Source organism: Rhabdochlamydiaceae symbiont of Dictyostelium giganteum (assembly GCF_964291045.1).
In the GTDB taxonomy this organism is placed as follows: Bacteria; Chlamydiota; Chlamydiia; order Chlamydiales; family Rhabdochlamydiaceae; genus PALSA-1444.
This window is the reverse complement of sequence record NZ_OZ197277.1, coordinates 319,706-339,927: the sequence shown is the minus strand read 5'-3', so window position 1 is coordinate 339,927 and position 20,222 is coordinate 319,706. Positions and strand designations below refer to the sequence as shown.

General features: G+C 39.3%; 13 protein-coding genes. 7 read left to right on the top strand and 6 right to left on the bottom strand.

Annotated features, from left to right (window positions below; genetic code table 11):
- Positions 1-72 precede the first annotated feature (72 nt).
- The 3 genes from ACI7T6_RS01235 to ACI7T6_RS01225 all read right to left on the bottom strand — a co-directional run bounded on the left by ACI7T6_RS01235 (position 73) and on the right by ACI7T6_RS01225 (position 3,042).
- Positions 73-1,485, bottom strand: coding sequence for a hypothetical protein (locus ACI7T6_RS01235; RefSeq protein ID WP_404665781.1), 1,413 nt, complete (start codon positions 1,483-1,485; stop codon positions 73-75).
- A 271-nt stretch (positions 1,486-1,756) separates the two neighbouring features.
- Positions 1,757-2,791: a tRNA dihydrouridine synthase DusB gene (dusB, locus tag ACI7T6_RS01230; RefSeq protein ID WP_404665780.1), complete on the bottom strand. Its 1,035-nt coding sequence runs from the start codon at positions 2,789-2,791 to the stop codon at positions 1,757-1,759.
- Positions 2,782-3,042: a YggT family protein gene (locus ACI7T6_RS01225; protein ID WP_404665779.1), complete on the bottom strand. Its 261-nt coding sequence runs from the start codon at positions 3,040-3,042 to the stop codon at positions 2,782-2,784. The genes dusB and ACI7T6_RS01225 overlap by 10 nt, the downstream gene beginning before the upstream one ends.
- A 39-nt stretch (positions 3,043-3,081) precedes the next feature.
- Between ACI7T6_RS01225 and ACI7T6_RS01220 the strand changes: the two genes are divergently transcribed.
- The 3 genes from ACI7T6_RS01220 to ACI7T6_RS01210 are packed head-to-tail and all read left to right on the top strand — an operon-like array spanning position 3,082 to position 6,166.
- Positions 3,082-4,323 (top strand): hypothetical protein, encoded by a 1,242-nt coding sequence (locus ACI7T6_RS01220; RefSeq protein ID WP_404665778.1) that lies wholly within the window; start codon positions 3,082-3,084, stop codon positions 4,321-4,323.
- The gene (locus ACI7T6_RS01215; protein WP_404665777.1) at positions 4,257-4,904 is read left to right on the top strand and encodes a hypothetical protein; all 648 of its coding nucleotides are present in this window, start codon (positions 4,257-4,259) and stop codon (positions 4,902-4,904) included. The genes ACI7T6_RS01220 and ACI7T6_RS01215 overlap by 67 nt, the downstream gene beginning before the upstream one ends.
- On the top strand, positions 4,901-6,166 hold the full coding sequence (locus ACI7T6_RS01210; RefSeq protein ID WP_404665776.1) for a toxin-antitoxin system YwqK family antitoxin: 1,266 nt from the start codon (positions 4,901-4,903) through the stop codon (positions 6,164-6,166). The genes ACI7T6_RS01215 and ACI7T6_RS01210 overlap by 4 nt, the downstream gene beginning before the upstream one ends.
- A 20-nt stretch (positions 6,167-6,186) precedes the next feature.
- Here ACI7T6_RS01210 and ACI7T6_RS01205 read toward each other — a convergent pair whose 3' ends face one another.
- Positions 6,187-7,245, bottom strand: a complete 1,059-nt coding sequence (locus ACI7T6_RS01205) for a M24 family metallopeptidase (RefSeq protein WP_404665775.1) — start codon at positions 7,243-7,245, stop codon at positions 6,187-6,189.
- Complete coding sequence (mutL, locus tag ACI7T6_RS01200) at positions 7,220-8,863, bottom strand: DNA mismatch repair endonuclease MutL (RefSeq protein WP_404665774.1); 1,644 nt, start codon at positions 8,861-8,863, stop codon at positions 7,220-7,222. The genes ACI7T6_RS01205 and mutL overlap by 26 nt, the downstream gene beginning before the upstream one ends.
- Positions 8,864-13,562: 4,699 nt before the next feature.
- Here mutL and ACI7T6_RS01190 point away from each other — a divergent pair.
- Together ACI7T6_RS01190 and ACI7T6_RS01185 are read left to right on the top strand one after the other, a co-directional pair.
- On the top strand, positions 13,563-14,798 hold the full coding sequence (locus ACI7T6_RS01190; RefSeq protein ID WP_404665773.1) for a CCA tRNA nucleotidyltransferase: 1,236 nt from the start codon (positions 13,563-13,565) through the stop codon (positions 14,796-14,798).
- A 34-nt stretch (positions 14,799-14,832) separates the two neighbouring features.
- Positions 14,833-17,217, top strand: coding sequence for a hypothetical protein (locus tag ACI7T6_RS01185; protein ID WP_404665772.1), 2,385 nt, complete (start codon positions 14,833-14,835; stop codon positions 17,215-17,217).
- 188 nt (positions 17,218-17,405) lie between these two features.
- On the opposite strand, the gene ACI7T6_RS01180 is transcribed toward ACI7T6_RS01185, so the two are convergent.
- The gene (locus tag ACI7T6_RS01180) at positions 17,406-18,218 is read right to left on the bottom strand and encodes a hypothetical protein (RefSeq protein ID WP_404665771.1); all 813 of its coding nucleotides are present in this window, start codon (positions 18,216-18,218) and stop codon (positions 17,406-17,408) included.
- A gap of 8 nt (positions 18,219-18,226) precedes the next feature.
- Here ACI7T6_RS01180 and ACI7T6_RS01175 point away from each other — a divergent pair, with 8 nt between their 5' ends.
- Together ACI7T6_RS01175 and eno are read left to right on the top strand one after the other, a co-directional pair.
- Positions 18,227-18,970, top strand: coding sequence for a TrmH family RNA methyltransferase (locus ACI7T6_RS01175; RefSeq protein ID WP_404665770.1), 744 nt, complete (start codon positions 18,227-18,229; stop codon positions 18,968-18,970).
- Positions 18,967-20,214 (top strand): phosphopyruvate hydratase, encoded by a 1,248-nt coding sequence (gene eno / locus ACI7T6_RS01170; protein WP_404665769.1) that lies wholly within the window; start codon positions 18,967-18,969, stop codon positions 20,212-20,214. The genes ACI7T6_RS01175 and eno overlap by 4 nt, the downstream gene beginning before the upstream one ends.
- Positions 20,215-20,222: the final 8 nt, after the last annotated feature.

Sequence of the window (20,222 nt, the reverse complement as noted above, 5' to 3'; positions counted from 1 at the left end):
TTTCAAAAAAAAAGGATCTTGAGAGATTTTTTATATCTCAAGATCCTTCTATCTAGATTCTTGTCTCTAGGGTTAAAGAGCGGGTTCAATTGCTCTAATGAACCGTTGATTGATGAGGTGGCTATTCACCTCTTCAGGCGTTGCAATTCTAAGAGCCGGATTACGGTAAGGAGAGAGTATCGTTGCAAAGGGGTTTTGCAGCATTGATCTCACATCTTCTTTATCAATTTGATAGAATGATCCATCAAAAAGACTCATTTGAATTCTCCAAGCGCCCGTATTTTCCTTAAGAGGTATAATTTGCCCCCACTCAAGCGTAACCTCATCACGGATCTTCTCAATCACATTCACAATACGGCTTGCTGTATAGAGAATTTGAAACTTGAGTTCTCCAGAATGCCGGTTTCTTCGTGCTCTATGTGTTGAAACGCTATACTTAATCACTTTTTCAGTCACCAAAATAAGTGAATAAGAGCTGTTCTTCTGTTGCATGATCACTTTAAATTGCACTGACCCAGGATCAATCTTGTATCCATCTTCCACTTCAATGGTATAAATACGGTTGACAATAGCTTCCCTTCCTCCATTTAAGCGCGAACTTTGATGATAAGGTCCCATACATAGCTCTTTCTTCTCCTCCTTAGCTACCCGCTTTTCATAATCAATACTTGCAACTCCCGCTTGCTCAGGAAGCATAAGAAAATAGCTTTTGTGATTAATGTACTTAATAATTTTGTCTTTAATCACCATTTGACCATCTTCTTTCTCAATGATTGTCACGGGCTCCTTCTTAGTGGGCACATGAATATAAGGGATAGAAAGATCATAAGGGATCAGATTTCCCTCGCGCTCGGAATTTTTATAGATATCTGATAAAAATGCAAAAGGAACGAAGAAGGTGAGAAGATTGCCAATATTACTCGTATAGTAAAACTTACGGCCTCCTATAGAAAGAGTAATTTTCTCTTCTTCTTTAGAAAGATCAAGATCGTGATGAGAAAAAACTCCTGTTACCTTAAAATTCACATCGTAATCAGTTTTTGAGTCAGCAATGCATAAAGGGGTGATTTGTCTGACATAAGGAATCTGCTGCTGCAGTACATATTTAAAATAGTAGTCCACATATTTAGAAATCCCTTCAATGGTAGGAGAAGAGGTTGCTTCATTCATGATCCAAATCAAATGCTGCATGACATTTTGCGTCCCCTGCCCGCACTCTTCAAAAGTGAGATGGAGCGCTTCTTGATAGGTGTCTTTAAACCCTTCAATGGCTTGCGTAAGTTGCTGAGCTGTATCTTGAACCACTAACCTGATCGCTTCACTTGTGGAGGTATTGACAGCTTCAACAGTTGCTTTAACATGATCTAGAGATCTTCTCACAAAATCATCTAACTTCTCTGTTACATTTCCAGTAATTTTTTTAGTGAGGTAATTGGTTCCCCAACCCACTGCTCCGCCAATTAGAGCTTCCCCTATCATAGACATATTTCACTCCTTTAACTTAAATTGTTACTAAAAAATTCACACGCTATTGTGAATAAAAGACAACATATCAATCTTAAATTTTTATGTGAAGAAAAGATAAAGGCGTGAAGAAAAAAATATTTTTTTCTCTCGAGAAATCCAGAAAGAATTTTTCTGTATTTTAAGGAAAAATTAACACTTATTGATTCCTTGAAGGAAAGGGATTGCCCTTTCCTTCAAAATAGAATGACTTCAAGAAAATTAAACTCAGATTTTTTGAGAAGGAAGTTGGTTAACAAGACTCTTCTTCTGAAGAATTGTCATCAGATAAAGAGGGAATAAACTGGGTTTCATGCCAAGGGTAGTCAAGAATGAGATGACGCATCTCATCAAGAGAGGCCGATCTATTTAGGCTCTCTCTTAACTTTTTTGTCCCTTGGCCTTTCTTTAAATACCAACACCCGACCCGTCTCATATCCATCATCACTTTACGCGGGGTGTGATAGTTTAAAATCGCATCAAAATGGGTAAGGAGCGCCTCTTTATAATCTAAAGGAGACCGGATCTTTTCTTCAAGACCTTCAAGTTTACGGTATACATCCTCAATGATCCAAGGCGCTCCAAAGGTGCCTCTTGCTAAAAGAACAGCATCACATCCTGTCTCTTGAAACATCTTGCAAACAGCCTCTGCATTAAAAAGATCTCCATTTCCAATGACTAAAATATTAGAAGCTGCTTCCTTACACTCTTTAATCCAGCCCCAATTAGCAGATCCTTTATACGCCTGCTCACGGGTTCTTCCGTGAATGGCAATCGCTTTAGCGCCAGCCTCTTCTGCAATTTTAACCACTTGAGGGCCCACTAAACTCTTCTCATCCCATCCTGCCCGGATTTTAATCGTCACAGGGATTTTCACAGCAGAAACAATGGCAGATAGCGTCTCTCCCATCAGCTTTAAATTTTTGAGCATCCCAGAGCCGCTGCCATCTTTGGTGACTTTATCCACAGGGCAGCCGCAGTTAAAATCGATGATATCAAACCCTAAATCTTCAACAATTTTTGCCGCCTCTTTAGCGATATGCGGTTTACTTCCACATAATTGAGCTCCAATAGGATGCATCCCTCTTGTGTAGTCAAGTAAACGGTAAGTGTGAGGATCATGCCGAATAAGCGCGTCAATCTTCACCATTTCACAATACACAAGTCCTGGCTTATACCCGGTTGTCATTTGTCTAAAGGGAAGATCAGAGCATCCCGCTAAAGGAGCGCAGAAAACATTAGAAGGGAGCTCAAGTGAGCCTATTTTAAACGGTGTTTTTAACGGCATAGAAAAAGAGAGAGGAGCAATGATTCTAAAAGAGAGAGTAAAAACCATGCTAACATGGGACTTAAATCTAACGTGCCTCCAATCGGAGGAATCAGACGTCTAAAGAGATCAAGATAAGGATCTGTGATTTGACACACAAAGATAAACCATGGATAGCTGTAGATAGTTGGAAACCAAGATCCAATGAGCCGTGTCATTAAGAGCACTCTATAGAGGGAAAACCCATACTTAATTAACTGAATCAGTAGCATATGATAGAGATAATATCACACTTAAGATAAAATCGCCTCATGCAATCATTAGGAGTTATCCAAGATAACGGGATTTTTCGTTGGGCACATCTTAGCTCCTTAAATGCCCATGTGGATATCAAGATCTTAAGAGAAGAAGAATCTCCTCCTCTTGATCTTCTTTTGCATCCAGATATCACCGTGGTAACGCCCCTTTCTGCTTCTCTTGTTTTACGTAAAGAATTAACATTTCCTCAAACCTCTAGATCTCTTGTGAGTCAAGGCATTGATTTTCAACTGGGAATGACACTTCCTTTTCCCTTGAAAGAGTGTCAGCTGTTTTCAGAATACACCCCTCAAGATCATAAGATGAAAACAACATCTTGGATCGCGCATCAAAAAGATATCAAGACGCATCTAGAAGCGTATCAAGCGATGCAAATTGATCCGGATCAAATTTCATTAGAACCACTTGCCATTGCCAGATGGGCTAAATGGGTACTTCCTCATCTCAAAAAATGTGCTATCATCATGCCTCCTTTAGGAGTTGTCATTGATGAGGGAAGAGTCATTTGTTCAGTTCATGTGGAAGACTCTCAAAGGCTCTCTAAATTTATTGAGCAAAAATACCCTCTTTTTCCTGTGATTGATGAAAGCTATTGCCCCTCCCTTGAAAACCTTCAATTTTCTTTTCAAACTCTTTTTAAGTATGCAGTAGCCATTGGCTCTGCCTTAGAGCCGTTTGAGCATTCTCAGTGTCAATTCCGCTTAACCCCCTCTTTGAAAAAGCACAAAAAAGAAGCGCGCATTTTTAAACGGTGTCTATTAGGAGGAGCTTCACTTTTTCTTGGACTGTGCCTCTTAAGCCTTACTTTGCTCTCTCTTAAAAAAATGGAAATCAATAAAGCGCTTACCTCTTTTCCTCATTTACAAAGCTCACCTTATGAAAAAGCAGTCTCCTCTTTACAGCATCAAGTGATTCAGGAGAAAAAAAAGCAGCAGCACTCTTCTCATTTCCCCTCTCCTTTAACGCTCCTGTCTCTCTTTTCTTCTCTCCCATCTAACATCAGCATTGAGAGATTTACCTATAAAATGGGAGAGCCTCTAAAGAAAAATTTGCCTCTTCCTTGCTATGTAACACTTGAATTTCATGCAAAAACAGATCAACAGGCAGATCAGTTTACTCAGCAAATTAAACACATTCCTGACCTCGTTGAACCTAACTATGAGTTAAAATGGACTTCATCATCAAACAGTTATACACTCTCCTTTCCGCTGCAAAAAGAGTCTCCTATCCGTTAATAGAGAAGCTGAAGGTCTCTTTCCCTTTAAAACTTGCCCTCTTTTGCGCATTTTCTCTCCTCTCTTTACTCCCCCTTTGTCTTTTCACCTCTCAAAGAATGCAGTCTCTTGATAGCACGCTCCATGAAATCACCCACCTCACCCATACACTCTCTTTATTGCGTAGCTATTCCGCCATAGCGCCCTCTTTAGAAAAAGAGGCACACTCTTCACCCCTCTCTTTACCCAAACAACTTGAGCAGCTTCCGCTTCTTCAAAAAGAAAAAAGCAAGCTTCACCATCTTGTGAAAAAACTTCCCTCTCATCTTGCTTTAAAAAACAGGTTAGCGTTTCTTGAGCGCCATCAAATCCATTTTGAAAAAAGTCAAGATAGAGGTTCTTTAAAACCTTATTATTTCCTCTCTCATCCTGTTCAAATGGATGAAGATGATCTGATTGCTGCTTTCCATTTGATCAAAAATCATCCAAACTGCGATAACACTTCTTCTTCCTACAGTTTTAAGAGATTTGAACTCTCTAAACAATCTGTCATGGGAGGAGATAAAGTGTATCTCATTGATATGGAGCTTTTAGAACGATGATGAACTATGTTTACTTCACTCTCCTGATGGTGCTTTGTAGCTGCTCTTCTCGGATGAGCGCGCCGGAGTCCTTAACATCCATTCAGCTCCTTGACCGAAATGGTTTTTCTGAAACCATCAGTATTAAAGACCGGCTTGCTTTATACGAAACAAATAATTTTGAAAAGCCGCAGCCGTATCAAAAAGTCACCCGTGTTTATGGAAAAGCTAGCCACGGAAAAACCACCTCTAAAATCACCACCTATCATACCAACGGCCTCCTGTGGCAATATTTAGAAATCACAAGTGGAAGAGCGCATGGAAACTATCAAGAGTGGCACCCTAACGGTCAGTTAAAAATTCAGGCGTATGTCATCGAAGGGACTCCTGATTTAAGTGAAGTGGCCCAAATGACATGGGTCTTTGAGGGAGACTCTCTTGTCTTTGATGAAGAAGGGCACCTACTAGCCCGGATTCCGTATCAACAAGGGAAATTAGAAGGAATATCGACTTACTACTTCCCCTCTTCGCGCATTCAAAAGGAGATTCCTTATCATAACCATGAAATCCATGGTCTTTTAAAGGTGTATGACCAAGAGGGGACTTGTCTAGAAAAAACCTCTTATGTCAGCGGGCTTAAACACGGCCCCTCTCTCATCTATAGCCCTTTAGGACATCTTCAATCAGAAGAGCTGTATGAAAAAGGACTTCTTAGCCAAGGCTCTTACTTCTCTTCTTTAGGAGTTCTGTCCACAATGGTGCAAAAAGGAGAAGGCGTTAAGTCTCTTTATCAAGAGGGTAAGCTCATCTCTGAAATCACGTATCACCAAGGTAAAATAGAGGGCGTTATTAAAGAGTTTGACCCTGAAGGAAGAGTCATTCACCTTTATACCTTAAAAAATGGGTTTAAAGAGGGAGAGGAGTGGTTTTATACTCTCATTAATCAAGAATTATATCCTAAACTCATGATCACCTGGAGACAAAATAAACTATCAGGTCCTACTCTCACCTGGCATATCAATGGAAAAATGGAGAGTCAAAGGGAGTTTTTCAACAATCAAAAACAAGGATCTGCCTTTGCTTGGTTTAAAGAAGGGCCTTTAATGCTCATGGAAGAGTATCAAGATAATCTTCTCATCAAAGGGTCTTATTTTAATCCCTTGGATCCAGATCCCGTTTCCACTGTGGAAAAAGGGTGTGGAATAGTGACTCTTTTTGATGAGTCAGGGCATATCACACACCAAATTTCTTATGAAAAAGGGGTTCCTCAAAGAGATCCCTAAGAGGGTAGGATAAAAGCTTCTTAGGCGTCTTCCTCAGGGTAGAAATTCATAGGGCCATCTTGAGTGATCACTAAGGTGTTTTCAAACCGATACCCTCCAACACCTGGAAGATAAAGGCCTGGTTCAATTGTAATCACCATGTTTTCTTGTAATTTAACAAAGTGATCTTCTCCTTGAGACCGTATTCTTGGATATTCATGGATATCAAGACCTACACCGTGGCCTAAGCTATGCACAAGATAAGGGTCTAATCCCCTCTCCTTCATCACTTCTCTCACCACATCATCAAGAGAGCCTACCTCTACCCCGATATGGCACCTCTTAAGAGCTTGCTGATAAGCCACATGAACAGCTTCTTCCACTTTAAGAAGAAGGGGATCCGGCTCTTTCCAAAAAAGAGTCCTTGTCATATCTGAATGATACCCCCCTACCACAACCCCCACATCACAGATGATGCTATCTCCAGGCTGTAAAGTAGCAAGTCCCCCTCGGTAGTGAGGATAGGCAGAATTTTTTCCAAAGGCGATAATGGGATCAAAGGCCATCTTCTCTGCCCCGTTTTCTAAACAAAATAGCTCAAACTGTTTAGAGAGCTCTTTTTCTGTAGCGCCCTCTCTTAAAGACGATTTGATATGCTCAAATCCTCTCCAATTGAGTTTTGCGCTTCTTTGTAAAAGCTCTAATTCATGCGCATCTTTTACAGCCCGCACTCTTTGAACGGGGGCTTTTAGAGGAATGAGGCTCTCTACTCTTGAGCCTTTTAAGGTTTGCCACCTGCCGTAAGATGTCCACTGCTGATCAAACCCAATGTGAGAAAAAGATAAAAGAGCTGATTTAAGCGCGCTTTGCTCTTTTACTTCAAAATAAGTTTGATCAATTGTTTTTGCATACTCAAGATACCTCCCATCAAGAAAAAGATAGGCCCCTTTTTCAAAAATGAGAAGAGATCCAGCTGATAGGTGAAGCTGTGTGAGATAAAAAAGGTCAATCGGATTTTCAATGAGAAGCGCATCTAAGTGAGATGCTTCTTGATCTTTCCACACCGCCTCTATTCTATTTAAAGAGTTTTTCAATGGCATCTAACCCTACCCACGTGACGATTTCTTTGTTATGTAAATCTTTGACTTTATGCCAAAGTGCTAAAGCTTCTTGTAACATAAACTGCGTTTTCTTTTTAGACACAAACTGAGTGAGCATTTGATACCCAGCTGGTTGATCTAGAAGCTGGCGGATGACATCTAACGCATCTCTTTCTTGAATAAACGAGGGAAGACCTTGGACAAAATAGCTATCTTCTCCGCTTCTTTCTAACGTAAACCCCACTTCTTCTAAAAACGGTTTTTTCTCCTGTAGCATTTTCAGCTCGTGAGGCGTTAATATAAGGGGTAAAGGGATCAAGAGCCCTTGTGATCTCTCTACAATAGGCCGGGCAAAAAATTCCCTTTGTAAAAGCCACTCATGCGCGCGTTGAAGATGCACCCATACAAGGCCCTCTTGAGGAGGAGATAAAGAGCTTTCATTTAAAATTAAATACACTTTAAAAAGAGCGATCACTTCAGGCTCTTTCACTAAAGGAAGTGATTTGTCATCTAAACTCTCCCGGATCAAAAGCGGAGCTGTGAGGAAAGAAGGCGCATTGACATTTTCTTGAAACCTTGGTAACTGGCCTAAAGAAGAGTCTTCTCTTTGAATAGGGGTATCTTGAAGAGCTGCATGGGTAGCTGTTTGTAAAAATTGATAGATAAACCCCTCTTCTTCAAACCTCACCTGTTGCTTTTGAGGATGAACGTTCACATCAACTTTATCTTGAGGAACCGTGAGATGCAGCACAAAAATAGGATGCCTTCTTGTATCGATTCTTTGCCCGTATCCTGATTTAACTGCATCAGATACTAAAGGAGAGAAAACAGATCTTCCATTTACATATAAATATTGCCCTGTTTTATTGGCTCTATCATCTGTTGGAGACCCTAAGAACCCTTTTAGATGATACCCTTCTTTTTCAGCAGAAATGGCCCGTTTATTTTGTAAAAAGGCGTCTTCAAAAAGGTGATCAATCCGTTGTTCAAGCTGATGAATAAAAGTAGATTCATGAGAAGCTGGGACTGTAAGAGAAATCCCCTCACCAACTGTTAACTCAAACCCCACATGAGGATTGGCAAGCGCTAAAGAGAGGATGCATTTATAGATTTCTGCTCCTGTCGCTGTAGATGATTTTTGAAATTTCTTCCTCGCAGGAACATTATAAAAAAGCGATCTAATAGAAAAGGTTGTTCCCTTAGCTCTAGCAGCTGGCTTTACCGATTTAATTTGGCCGTGACTGATTTCAACAGAGGTTCCAGAGCGCCCTTCTAAAGCCGTTGTGAGCTCTACATGAGAAATCGAGGCAATAGAGGCTAGCGCCTCTCCTCTAAAGCCCATGGAATTTAAGGCATTTAAATCGTTAATGGAAGAAATTTTTGAAGTGGCGTGTCTTTCAAAGCATAAAATGGCATCGTCTTGATTCATGCCGCACCCGTTATCTGCTACTTCAATCAGCTGAAAGCCGCCTCCTCTAATTTCAATCCAAATAGAGGTGGCTCCTGCATCTAGACTGTTCTCTACAAGCTCTTTTACAACAGATGCTGGGCTTTCAACAACCTCTCCTGCTGCAATTTGATTAATCGTTCCTTCATTTAATACGCGGATCTGTCCCATGAAAAAAAGTATCTATCTCTCTAAGATTCTAGGCAATCAAAAGAATCACCATCCCCTTATCAAAAACCCTGAAGTTTAAGTAAAGGATTCTATTAAAAAGATAACTCCTCTTATTCAATGAGCCCTGATAAGAAAAATGCCCCCCACTGACGCGGTTTATTTCGCTCTGTTTTCATCGCCATAAGTACAGCCTGTTGAAGCGCTTTTGCTTTATTCAGCTTAGGAGTTTCAAATCCTAAGTAATGCCTATAAAATGTATCTACCATCTTAACGGTCATGTCCCCTTCTGGAAGCGGCCAGTAGCTAGCAATTGTAGATTTAGCGCCCGATCCTAAAAACGACCAAATAGGGCCAATACTTCCCTCTTGTTTAAGGTTACCTCTCCCTAGATGACATGCACTCATAAAAACAAGATCAGCTGTGAGTGCAAGCTCATTGATATCTTTTGCATGAAGTTGTCCTAGCGGATATTGTTCACCGGGAGCTAATTTAAAAAACCCTTCAAAAACAGAGTAAGGATCATTTAGTGGCTTTTGCTCAGCCACTCCATGACATGCAATGTGCATCCATTTTGCATGAGAGGCGTGCTTAAATAGATTTTCTACTGTTGCCTCTTTCTGAGTTAGTACTTTAACATCAGGAATCTGCATCAAAGGAGCAATGATATCTTGCACTTCATGCTCAGATTGTCCTAGTTGATTATCTTCTTTCTGAAGAGTTGTGGGATTCCCCATGAGAAGGGCTTGAGGAGCAGACTCTTTAGGCAATTGATCAAGAAGTGAGAGCACTTGAATAGAGGGCGCAATTGCTATAGGATAGCTTTCAATGAGGTATTTTCCATTGGCTTTATTGTAAAGTGCTCCAAAAGGAAGATGAGCTAACAATCCATCAGGAATAAAGGTAAGCGTCTCTCCCGAGTCTTGAGAAGGAAGGTATTGTTCTAGAGGAGCAATTAATAGGTCATACCACGAAGCGAGATTTTCCTCAAACTGCTTACTGGGGTTCTTACATCCTCTTGTCGGACGTTTACCTTCTGCTTGATAGGGGAATTTTTCAAAAAATCGATCCATATCAGAGGATACATCATTTGGAATGGGTAGAGAAATTAAGTGAAAATAATTTTCTTGATAAGACACAATCCAAGCTTGAATAATTTGCTCTTTATCTAAACATAGAAGAGAATAAACAATAAATGTTGCCTGAATTCTTCTAGCAAGCTCTTGCATTTTTCCAAGTGAAAGAGGAGTAAGAAAAGAGTCTTGGTTCTCATGGACATTAAGCTTTTTAGATAAAAGAGAAGAGAGCGCTCGGGCGCGTCTCATTTCAGAAATTTCTAACGCTTTTCTATTTTCTTTTTTCTCTAATAATAATCTTTCAAGGTTAATATAAGGCAGTGATAACCTCTCAAATATTGTTACTTGCCATTGAGGCTTATTTGTATTAAGCTGTAAAAAAGCTGAAATATTAAGGCTTTTAACAAAATAATCTTCTGCCTGATCGTCCTTTTCTAAACAAAAATGAGCGCTTCCCAAATTGATATAAGCTATCCCTTCTAATAATTGAGATTTACGCTTTAAAGCAATCATTAAGACTTTCTCACAACACTCGATCGCTTTATGATATTTTCCTAACCGAGTGTAGGCGTTTCCCAAACTGTTGTAAGCTATCCCTGCTACTACTTGGTCTTTAAACCCTAGAGTAACTGCTAAGGCTTTCTCACAGCATTCGATCCCTTTATAATACTCTCCTAACTGAGTGTAGGCACTTCCTAAATTGCTGTAAGCTGTCCCTGCTAATATTTGGTCTTTAAGCCCTAGAGCAATTGCTAAGGCTTTCTCACAGCACTCGATCGCTTTATGATGCTCTCCTAAATAACTGTAGGCACTTCCTAAATTGCTGTAAGCTGTCCCTGCTAATATTTGGTCTTTAAGCCCTAGAGCACTTGCTAAGGCTTTCTCACAGCACTCGATCGCTTTATGATACTCTCCTAAATGAATGTAGGCAGCTCCCAACCCACCATAAGCCCTTCCTTCCCATACTTTATCTTGTAGCTCTAAAGCACTTGCTAAGGCTTTCTCACAGCACTCGATCGCTTTATGATACTCTCCTAAATGAATGTAGGCAGCTCCCAACCCACCATAAGCCCTTCCTTCCCATACTTTATCTTGTAGCTCTAAAGCAATCGTTAAGGCTTTCTCACAGCACTCAATCGCTTTATGATACTCTCCTAAAAAAACGTAGACACTTCCCAAATTGCAATAAACGATTCCTTTTACTCCTTGGTCTTTAAGCCCTATAGTAATTGCTAAGGCTTTCTCACAACACTCGATCGCTTTATGGGGCTCACCTAAATGGGTGTAGGCACTTCCCAAATTGCAATAAACGATTCCTTTTACTCCTTGGTCTTTAAGCCCTATAGTAATTGCTAAGGCTTTCTCACAGCATTCGATCGCTTTACCATGCTCTCCTAAATGGATGTAGGCATCTCCCAAATCGCAATAAACATTCCCTTCTATTACTTGGTCTTTAAGCTCTAAAGCAATCGTTAAGGCTTTCTCACAGCACTCGATCACTTTATGATACTCTCCTAAAAAAGCGTAGGCACTTGCCAAATTGCTGTAAGCAGCCTTTTCTAGTAATTGGTTTTTAAGCCCTATAGCAATTACTAAGGCTTTCTCATAGTACTCGATCGCTTTATGGTACTCACCTAATTTATAGTAGCTATATCCCAAATTGCGATAAACATTCCCTTCTTTTACTTGATCTTTAAGACCTATAGCAATTGCTAAAGCTTTCTCATAGCGCTCGATCGCTTTATGGTACTCATCTAATTTATAGTAGATATATCCCAAATCGCAATAAACATTCCTTTCTCTTACTTGGTCTTTAAGCCCTATAGCAATTACTAAGGCTTTCTCATAGTACTCGATCGCTTTATGGTACTCACCTAATTTATAGTAGCTATATCCCAAATTACCATAAGTACTCCCCTCTCCTACTTGGTCTTTAAGCCCTATAGCAATTACTAAGGCTTTCTCATGGTACTGAATCGCTTTACCATGCTCTCCTAAATCGTCGTAGGCACTTCTCAAATTGTTATAAGCACTCCCTTCTCTTACTTGGTCTTTAAGCTCTAGAGCAATTGCTAAGGCTTTCTCATGATACTGGATCGCTTTATGGTACTCACCTAATTTATAGTAGCTATATCCCAAATTACCATAAGCACTCCCCTCTCCTACTTGGTCTTTAAGCCCTATAGCAATTACTAAGGCTTTCTCATAGTACTCGATCGCTTTATGGTACTCACCCAATTTATAGTAGCTATATCCCAAATCGCAATAAACATTCCTTTCTCTTACTTGGTCTTTAAGCCCTATAGCAATTACTAAGGCTTTCTCATGGTACTGAATCGCTTTACCATGCTCTCCTAAATCGTCGTAGGCACTTCTCAAATTGTTATAAGCACTCCCTTCTCTTACTTGGTCTTTAAGCTCTAGAGCAATTGCTAAGGCTTTCTCATGATACTGGATCGCTGTATGGTACTCACCTAATTTATAGTAGCTATATCCCAAATTGCCATAAGCTCTCCCTTCCCTTACTTGGCCCTTAAGCTCTAGAGCAATTGCTAAGGATTTCTCAAGGTACTGAATCGCTTTACCATGCTCTCCTAAATGGATGTAGACACTTCCCAATATGACATAAATATTCCCTTCTGCTGCTCGGTTTTTAAGCTGCAGAGCGATTATTAAATATTTTTCAAGACACTCAATTACCCTATCATAATCCCTTAGCCCATAGTAGAAAATTACCTTAAATACAATAGCAAACATCTTAAGAAATTGATAGAAACATGATATCAACAATAATGTTGTAAACCACACTTCTGAAATGAGTCGCTTTCTTAATCTAGAGCTCTTATTTATAAAATTATCGATTGATAGAAGAAAATAGTTTCTCTCATAAGATTTTAATAAGGTAGATGGATCTGGATTATTTAGTACATTACTATGTTGTATAGAGACATCTTTTCTCTTACTGGTTGTATTTTGACACACCTCTTGTGTGAACTCAATGGGATAAAATATTTTTTGTTGTAATTGAAGAGTATCTTCTTTTGAAATCAACTTCAAGCTATTGGCTGTTTTGAGAAGATATGGATTTAATTTAATATCTTGGTCTAATTGTTCAATATTTCCTTCATAAATTCTTCCTTTCTTAAACTGTTTCTGCAATGCTTCTTGAGTGTTTAAAAGGCTCTTTGAAGTGTGATCTAAAAAAGAATAAAGTCGTACTTTATCATTCATGGAGTTAGCGGAGCAGAGTGGAATTTTAGTGAAGCCAGCACTAGTTAATATATTTGTATTAATATCCATCTCTAACCTCCAACGATTTAAGTGAAAAATTAAATATGAATCATCTAATTATATTTAATCAATATATTTTTTTTACACATAAGCATAAATATAAAATCCTAAGATAAAAAACGTTCTGATCACTGAATAGAGCAACTATCTTAGATCTCAAAATAACCATTGGGATAGGTATCCAAAAGGTTGCCTATCAGGTACATCTTTTGACTATTTCTTTTGGATAATTCCCCCTCTCTGACAAGAGAACTATCTTTTTCTTTACCTAAAACTAGTATTAAAAATAGATTCACCTTAATCTTTCTAGGAAAATTGTGATCAAGATAGGTTTTATGAATGAACTCAAGGCTGCAAAGCAAATTGTCTTAACCTTACAAAAAAGAGGATATACAGCCTATTTTGCAGGGGGATGGGTAAGAGATCTTCTCATGCAAAAGCCCTCTGATGATATTGATATTGCAACTAGCGCCTCTATTCAAGAGATCCAATCGCTTTTCCCTAAAACGATTCCTGTTGGGATTAACTTTGGTATTGTGATTGTTGTCATGGGAGGGCATCAATTTGAAGTTGCGACATTTCGGCAAGATCAAGAGTATCTAGATGGTAGAAGACCTGTAGGATTTACCCTTGCTACTCCTCAAGAAGATGCACAAAGAAGAGACTTTACGATCAACGGTCTCTTTTATGATCCTATCACCCAAGAGGTGTTTGATTTTGTAGGAGGCACAAACGATCTTCAGCAAGGCGTTATTAGAGCCATTGGTGATCCTTGGATTCGGTTTAAAGAAGATAAACTGAGGATGATACGGGCTGTTCGGTATGCGATTCGGTTTCATTTCCCCATTGATGCTCAAACACAAGAGGCTATCAAAAATCTAGCTTCCACTCTTTTTCCCTCTGTTGCAATTGAAAGAGTTTGGCAAGAATTTCAAAAAATGCATCTTTTTTCCCATTTTGATCAAGCTCTCTTATCTCTACATGAACTTGGCCTTCTTTCTATTATTTTCCCTAGCTTAAAAGATCTCACTTTCCAAGAGCTTAAAGAGAGAGTCTCTCTCATCCCTACCTTCTCCTTAGAGACTCCGCTTATCATTAAGGTGTTAGAGCTGTTTAAAAATCCCTCTCTTAAAGAATCTCTAGATCTTTGTGATTACTTCAAGCTCTCAAAAGAGGACAAATCGTTTGTGACTTTTTTTATCACATCTACTTCTTTTCTCTCACCATTTCCTCTACAAAATAGTGTGATGGAAGAGGTTGATTGGGCTCATTTTTATGCAGATCCAAGATCTTCTCTTATCTTATCCATCACGGCAGAAAAAATTGATCCAAAGCATAAAGACGATTTCTTAAAGAAACATGCAAATCATCAGAAGACCCTTTCTACCTGTATACACCGCATTCAAGATAAAAATCCTCTTGTTAAAGCGTGTGATCTTAAAGCTAAAGGGATCTCTCCAGGGCCAGAAATGGGCCGTTTATTAAAAGATGCCGAAAGAATTGCATGTAATCAGTTAATTAATGATAAAGATGCAATTATTGATATTATATTGAATATAAATACGAAATAACACTAAAATTATTAAACATTAATTTGAGGTTTAAATGACGAACAGCAACATTCAATCTTTAAGAGATTTACTCCCTCCTCAAGCAACCAAAACCCTCTCCTATTTGAATGAGGCCGTAAATCAAACTGGAAATAGCCGTTTAACGCGGTGTAAATATACAGTGTATGCCATTACAAGTTCCTCAGTTAATGGCTTTCTCTACCTCATTCCGATAACAGCTCAAGTTTTTCTCTCTAAAAGGTTTGTCACAGCTATCTTGAATATTGATTTTACAGAGATTAAACATGATGCCTTTCAATGTTTTAAACACGCCTTTAATAGCTTTCATTTTGCAGCTGCACTAACAGCGTTTGTTGTCCTCTCTTGTTTTAGATCTGAGATGCCTCAAAATCCTCATCAACCTCTCTCTCAAACAGAAAACTTGCTAGGTCATTTACCTTCTTCTCAACAATCCTCTCTACCTCCTGAGATACCCCCTGTAAACCCTCCTTCTCATTTTATACCTCATGAACCTCAAGAGCCCTCTTCTCACCAAAATCCTCATCTCAACCCCAATGTTCTTGCACAGGCAAACTCCACTCATGCCTCAACCTTCTCTCTAATCTCCCCAGCAGCTACTGAGGAAATCTCCAATAGCTTAGAGCCAGGAGGCATCTCTTCTGAAGAAGAGTCTTCTCTACCTTCTTCTCCTTCATTAAAAAAACAGCCATTAATGGAGTCAAATGCATCTACGATCGCACGTTATGTGAATCCTTTTCCTATTAACGGAGATCTTGATGAGGAGGAGCAGCAAGATGCTCTCCCTTCTTCCCCATTAGAAGAACAACATCCTGCAGTATCAAACCTATCTGAATCTATCCATGAAGATGATGTCAACAATGTGATGACTTTCTCTGTAGGACCGGATTCTTTTGACCCAAATACCTTTTCTGTTTCATTATCACAAGAGGGTAATAGAGAAGTTTCATCTACTTTGCTAAAGCAAATTGAATCTCCTGTCTCAATGAAAGAGCAAAAATTTTATGACTATTTTGATCAGCTAAAACAGTTTCTTTTATCTGATAGCATGAAAAGAGATGTTGCCTATATCAAACAATACGCAAATAGCCCCTCTTCCTATAATCTTAACCGATTAACAGATGTGTGCGCTTCTTTGATTGATCTCATCAATCAAGATAGTTCTGATAAGGCCTATCAATATAAAACATTTGTGATAATGCTCCGTAAAGGGAAAAAAATGTGCGGCTCACTCCAGGAATTTCATAATGAAACCTCCTTTATTCGCAAACTTTCCTATTATCGATTTACCGGTATGCACGTTTATAACTACTGCCAAAAGCTGGTTGAAAAAGTGTCGGGAGGATTTGAAGAAGAGCTATCTCTTGCAAACTTCTGGGATACCCTTCAAAAAAGAAATGCTTCCATTAAAAACCTTCCTATTGAAGAAAATATCTCCTCTCTATTACGAGGATTTCAAAAATTAAAAGGATTTTTAAATGTGGGTTTTGATCCTTTATGCACAGGAGAAAATGTCCCTTATGTCTATGGGTATCTTCAAAAAAATACACGGCCAATTGCCATTTTAAGACACGGTGTTGCTGTCTCTCATTCTGATGTGACAGGCATTGTGGCAAATCTCCGTGCGTCTACATCCTCAGGTTATGGATTAGAAATGAATCCAGACTATATTGCTTTTATTGAAGAGGCTCATTCCTACAACAAAAATATACTCCATATTGTCTTAGAAAATACGGAGTTTAAAAAGATTGGAGATGAAAGCGCAAGGACAGATGCTAGGCTAAGTTTAGGGCACCATCCAAATTTCTATCCCCTCGCTTTAAGACTAGATGGAGAATTTTTTAAGGCAACACCTTCTCAAGATGAAGATGCAGGTATTGTCCCCTTTCAAGAAAGGTTGTTAGAAGAAATTTTTTCTCCCACTTCCGGATTTAAAATTCCAGAAAAGATTTTAGTTACTCAAGGGAGTTTAAGCACTTTTAAAACAAAAATCAAAGAGTGTATTGATAATGTTAAAACAACCTATTTCCCTGAAAAAACCCATTTTATCTCTCCCGAGCAAAGAAAAGCATTTATCTTGCTCTCGTATGTTAGGATCACACATCTTTTATTAGAAGATCTTGATATTTCCATCTTAGAAGCTCACTGTAAAGACGACATTGACCGCGGCGGAGCGTTTAAAGCAGCACTCATTTTAGATCACCACTACCGTATGGGGACGCTCAGTTCTAAGACACTCCAAGAAGTGATGGTGAGTATCATTGCAGCTCCTTTAATTGTGAAAAAACAACCCATTATCGAAAGTAGAGCTGTCTTGATTAAAGCTGTTTTAGACATCATGCAAACCTTGTCTCCTCAGCTTTTAAATACAGTAGATACTTTCCAAGTGGCTGTTGAATAAGGGAGCTCTTTTAGACCTTAAGCTCATCAAGATAGGAATGCATCTCTAAAGAGGTGTATTCCTATCCTTTCACTCTTGATACAGATCTTATGTATCATGGAAAAGGCCAGGGCCCTCCCCTGCATTTAAGCTTTCCTCTCATTTTTAATGCCTCTTTCATTTAAGAAAGTAGACATTATAGATCATCTCTACGACCTTTGCCGATCAAACCACTCATCAATTTTAGCTCTCATCTCTAAAACATCTTGATCATTTTGTCCCTTCTGAAGCCCGCCAAGCCCTATTTGAACAGCTCTTTGGCCTATAAACCCAAAGTTAGAGGGACTTAGCTTTTCCTGATCTCTTAGCCCTTTTTGATAACGTTTTTCCATCAGCTTCATGATTTGAGATAAAGAGTAATTGATCCCTTCAATGTCGTGATTTTTTTGTAACCGTCTCATTCGGTCTAAAAGAGTCTCTACTCTTTCTTGAATCACAAACTCTGTATGATCAAGATCCACAAAGTGAACTCTATGGAGTTTATCAACCAGCTTGATGGTTTTATTCAGATGCGATGTTTGATTTAAGTGGAGATAAATCAGCCCCGTATCTTCTTTCATCTCTTGATAAGCTAGTGCATAGGCATTGCACATCTTCATCACTTTTTGCCACCTTTTTTCTTTCTTCTCATAGTGGAAAATATTTTTAAGTCCAACGGGATGCCGCCTAGATATGAAAAACTTAATCACATATTTTTTATCTTCACTTTCAAACACATACGATCTTGTTCCTGCGTTTAAATAGTGAAACGGTTGAGAGAGAATATCTTGTAAATGCGCTGTCTCCTCTTGAGATAAACTGCCCATATCCCAACTTTGCTGATAAGCAAAATAAGACCTAATTCTCCCTAAAGAGAAATTAAAGGCTTGGTTATGAGAAATGAACCGTATGGTTGTTATTAAGACCCCAAGTAAAAGGATGCTCCATACAATCTTGCTCTTGAATTGCAGTTGTGCCATCATAGAGACCCATGATACCACAACAAATCTGTAGCTTACAACACCCCCTTGTTAAACGGCTCGTTAAACTAAGAGAAAACAGTAGTTTTCGGCTCCAAGAAAATGCGCTTGTCATTACCGGCCAATCTGTCATTGAAGAGCTCTCTTTAACTCACTCTATTGAGCATCTCATTTCTTTAACACCCTTAAATATCCCCGCAAAAAAATTCACCCTTGCCTCAAAAGAGGTGTTAGAAAAAATTGCCGGCCACCCTACGCAAGATCTTGTGGCAGCAGAAATTTTGCTTCCTCATCACACTCCTCTTCAAGGAAAGCCCCTCATTGTCCTTTTAGATGAAGTGGCAGATCCTGGCAATGTAGGCACGATTTTTAGAACAGCCCTAGCTCTTGGATGGGACGGCGTTTTTGTGATTGAAAAGTCTGCAGACCCTTATAACGATAAAGTACTTAGATCTTCAAGAGGGGCGACACTCCGCCTTCCTTGGCAAAAAGGGTCTTGGGATGAGGCTCTTTTACTCATTCAAAAGGGAAATTACCATGTTGTGGTTGCAGATATTCAAGGGACTAAGGTTCAAGAATTTGATTATAAGCGTCCTCTTATCCTCGTCCTTGGCCATGAAACAAAAGGGCCTTCTTTAACAGCAAAAGAGAACGGAATCAGGATCACTATTCCTATGAAAAAAGAGATGGAATCTTTAAATGTTGCCTCTGCAGCATCTATTTTACTTTATCACATTCAGGAGACATTTTCATGAGTAAAATCACCGAATTAAAAGCGTTAGAAATTTTAGATTCTAGAGGCAATCCCACCCTTGAAGTGACAGCTATCACAGAAGATGGCTTTGAAGGAGTAGCAGCTGTTCCCTCTGGAGCCTCAACAGGTGTTCACGAAGCGATTGAATTAAGAGATAACAACATGCTGCGTTATCATGGAAAAGGGGTGCAAAAATCAATTGCAATTGTAGAAAACACCCTTTCTCCCTTGCTGCAAGGCGTCAGTGTTTTTGATCAAAAAACAATTGATCAAATGATGATTGAGCTAGATGGCACGCCAAATAAATCAAGTCTTGGAGCCAATACCCTTCTTGGAGTATCTTTAGCTGTTGCAAAAACAGCTGCCGCCTCTTCCCGCCTTCCTCTTTATCAATACCTCTCTTCTTCAACTCCTTACATCTTACCCATTCCTCTCATGAATGTGATTAATGGAGGCGCTCACGCAGATAACCCGCTCCATTTTCAAGAGTTTATGATTCAGCCAGTTGGCGCCTCTTCTTTTACAGAAGCAATTCAATGGGGCTCAGAGGTATTTCACACGTTGAAAAAGCTTCTTAAAGATGAGGGCCATGTAATTTCTGTGGGAGATGAAGGCGGGTTTGCGCCTCAATTTTCCTCTCATGAGCTGGCTCTTGATTTTATCATGCAAGCCATTGAAAAAGCAGGCTACACTCCAGGAAGTCAAATCGCTTTGGCGCTTGATTGCGCAGCCTCTGAATATTACGATCAAAATCATCACACTTATCTAGGAAAATCATCCGTAGAATACCTCCGTTATTTAGAAAAATTGTGCTCAAACTACCCCATTTCTTCCATTGAAGATCCGTTTGATCAAAATGATTGGGAAAGTTGGAAAGCGTTCACCTCCCAGGTAAATATTCAAGTGGTTGGAGATGATCTCTTTGTGACAAATACCCACTTTCTTGCAAGGGGTATTGAAGAAAAATCGGCCAACGCGATCTTGATTAAACCCAATCAAATTGGAACATTAACAGAGACCCTGCAAACCATTAAGCTCGCAAAGGAATCCCACTTTGCCTGTGTGATGTCCCATAGATCAGGAGAAACAGAAGATACTACTATTGCAGATCTTGCAGTAGCAACTGGCTGCGGACAGATTAAAACAGGCTCTTTAACCCGGAGTGAAAGGGTTGCAAAATATAACAGGCTCTTAAAGATTGAGCATGATCTAAAAGAAAAATCTCACTATGGCATCATACGCTAAAGAAAATT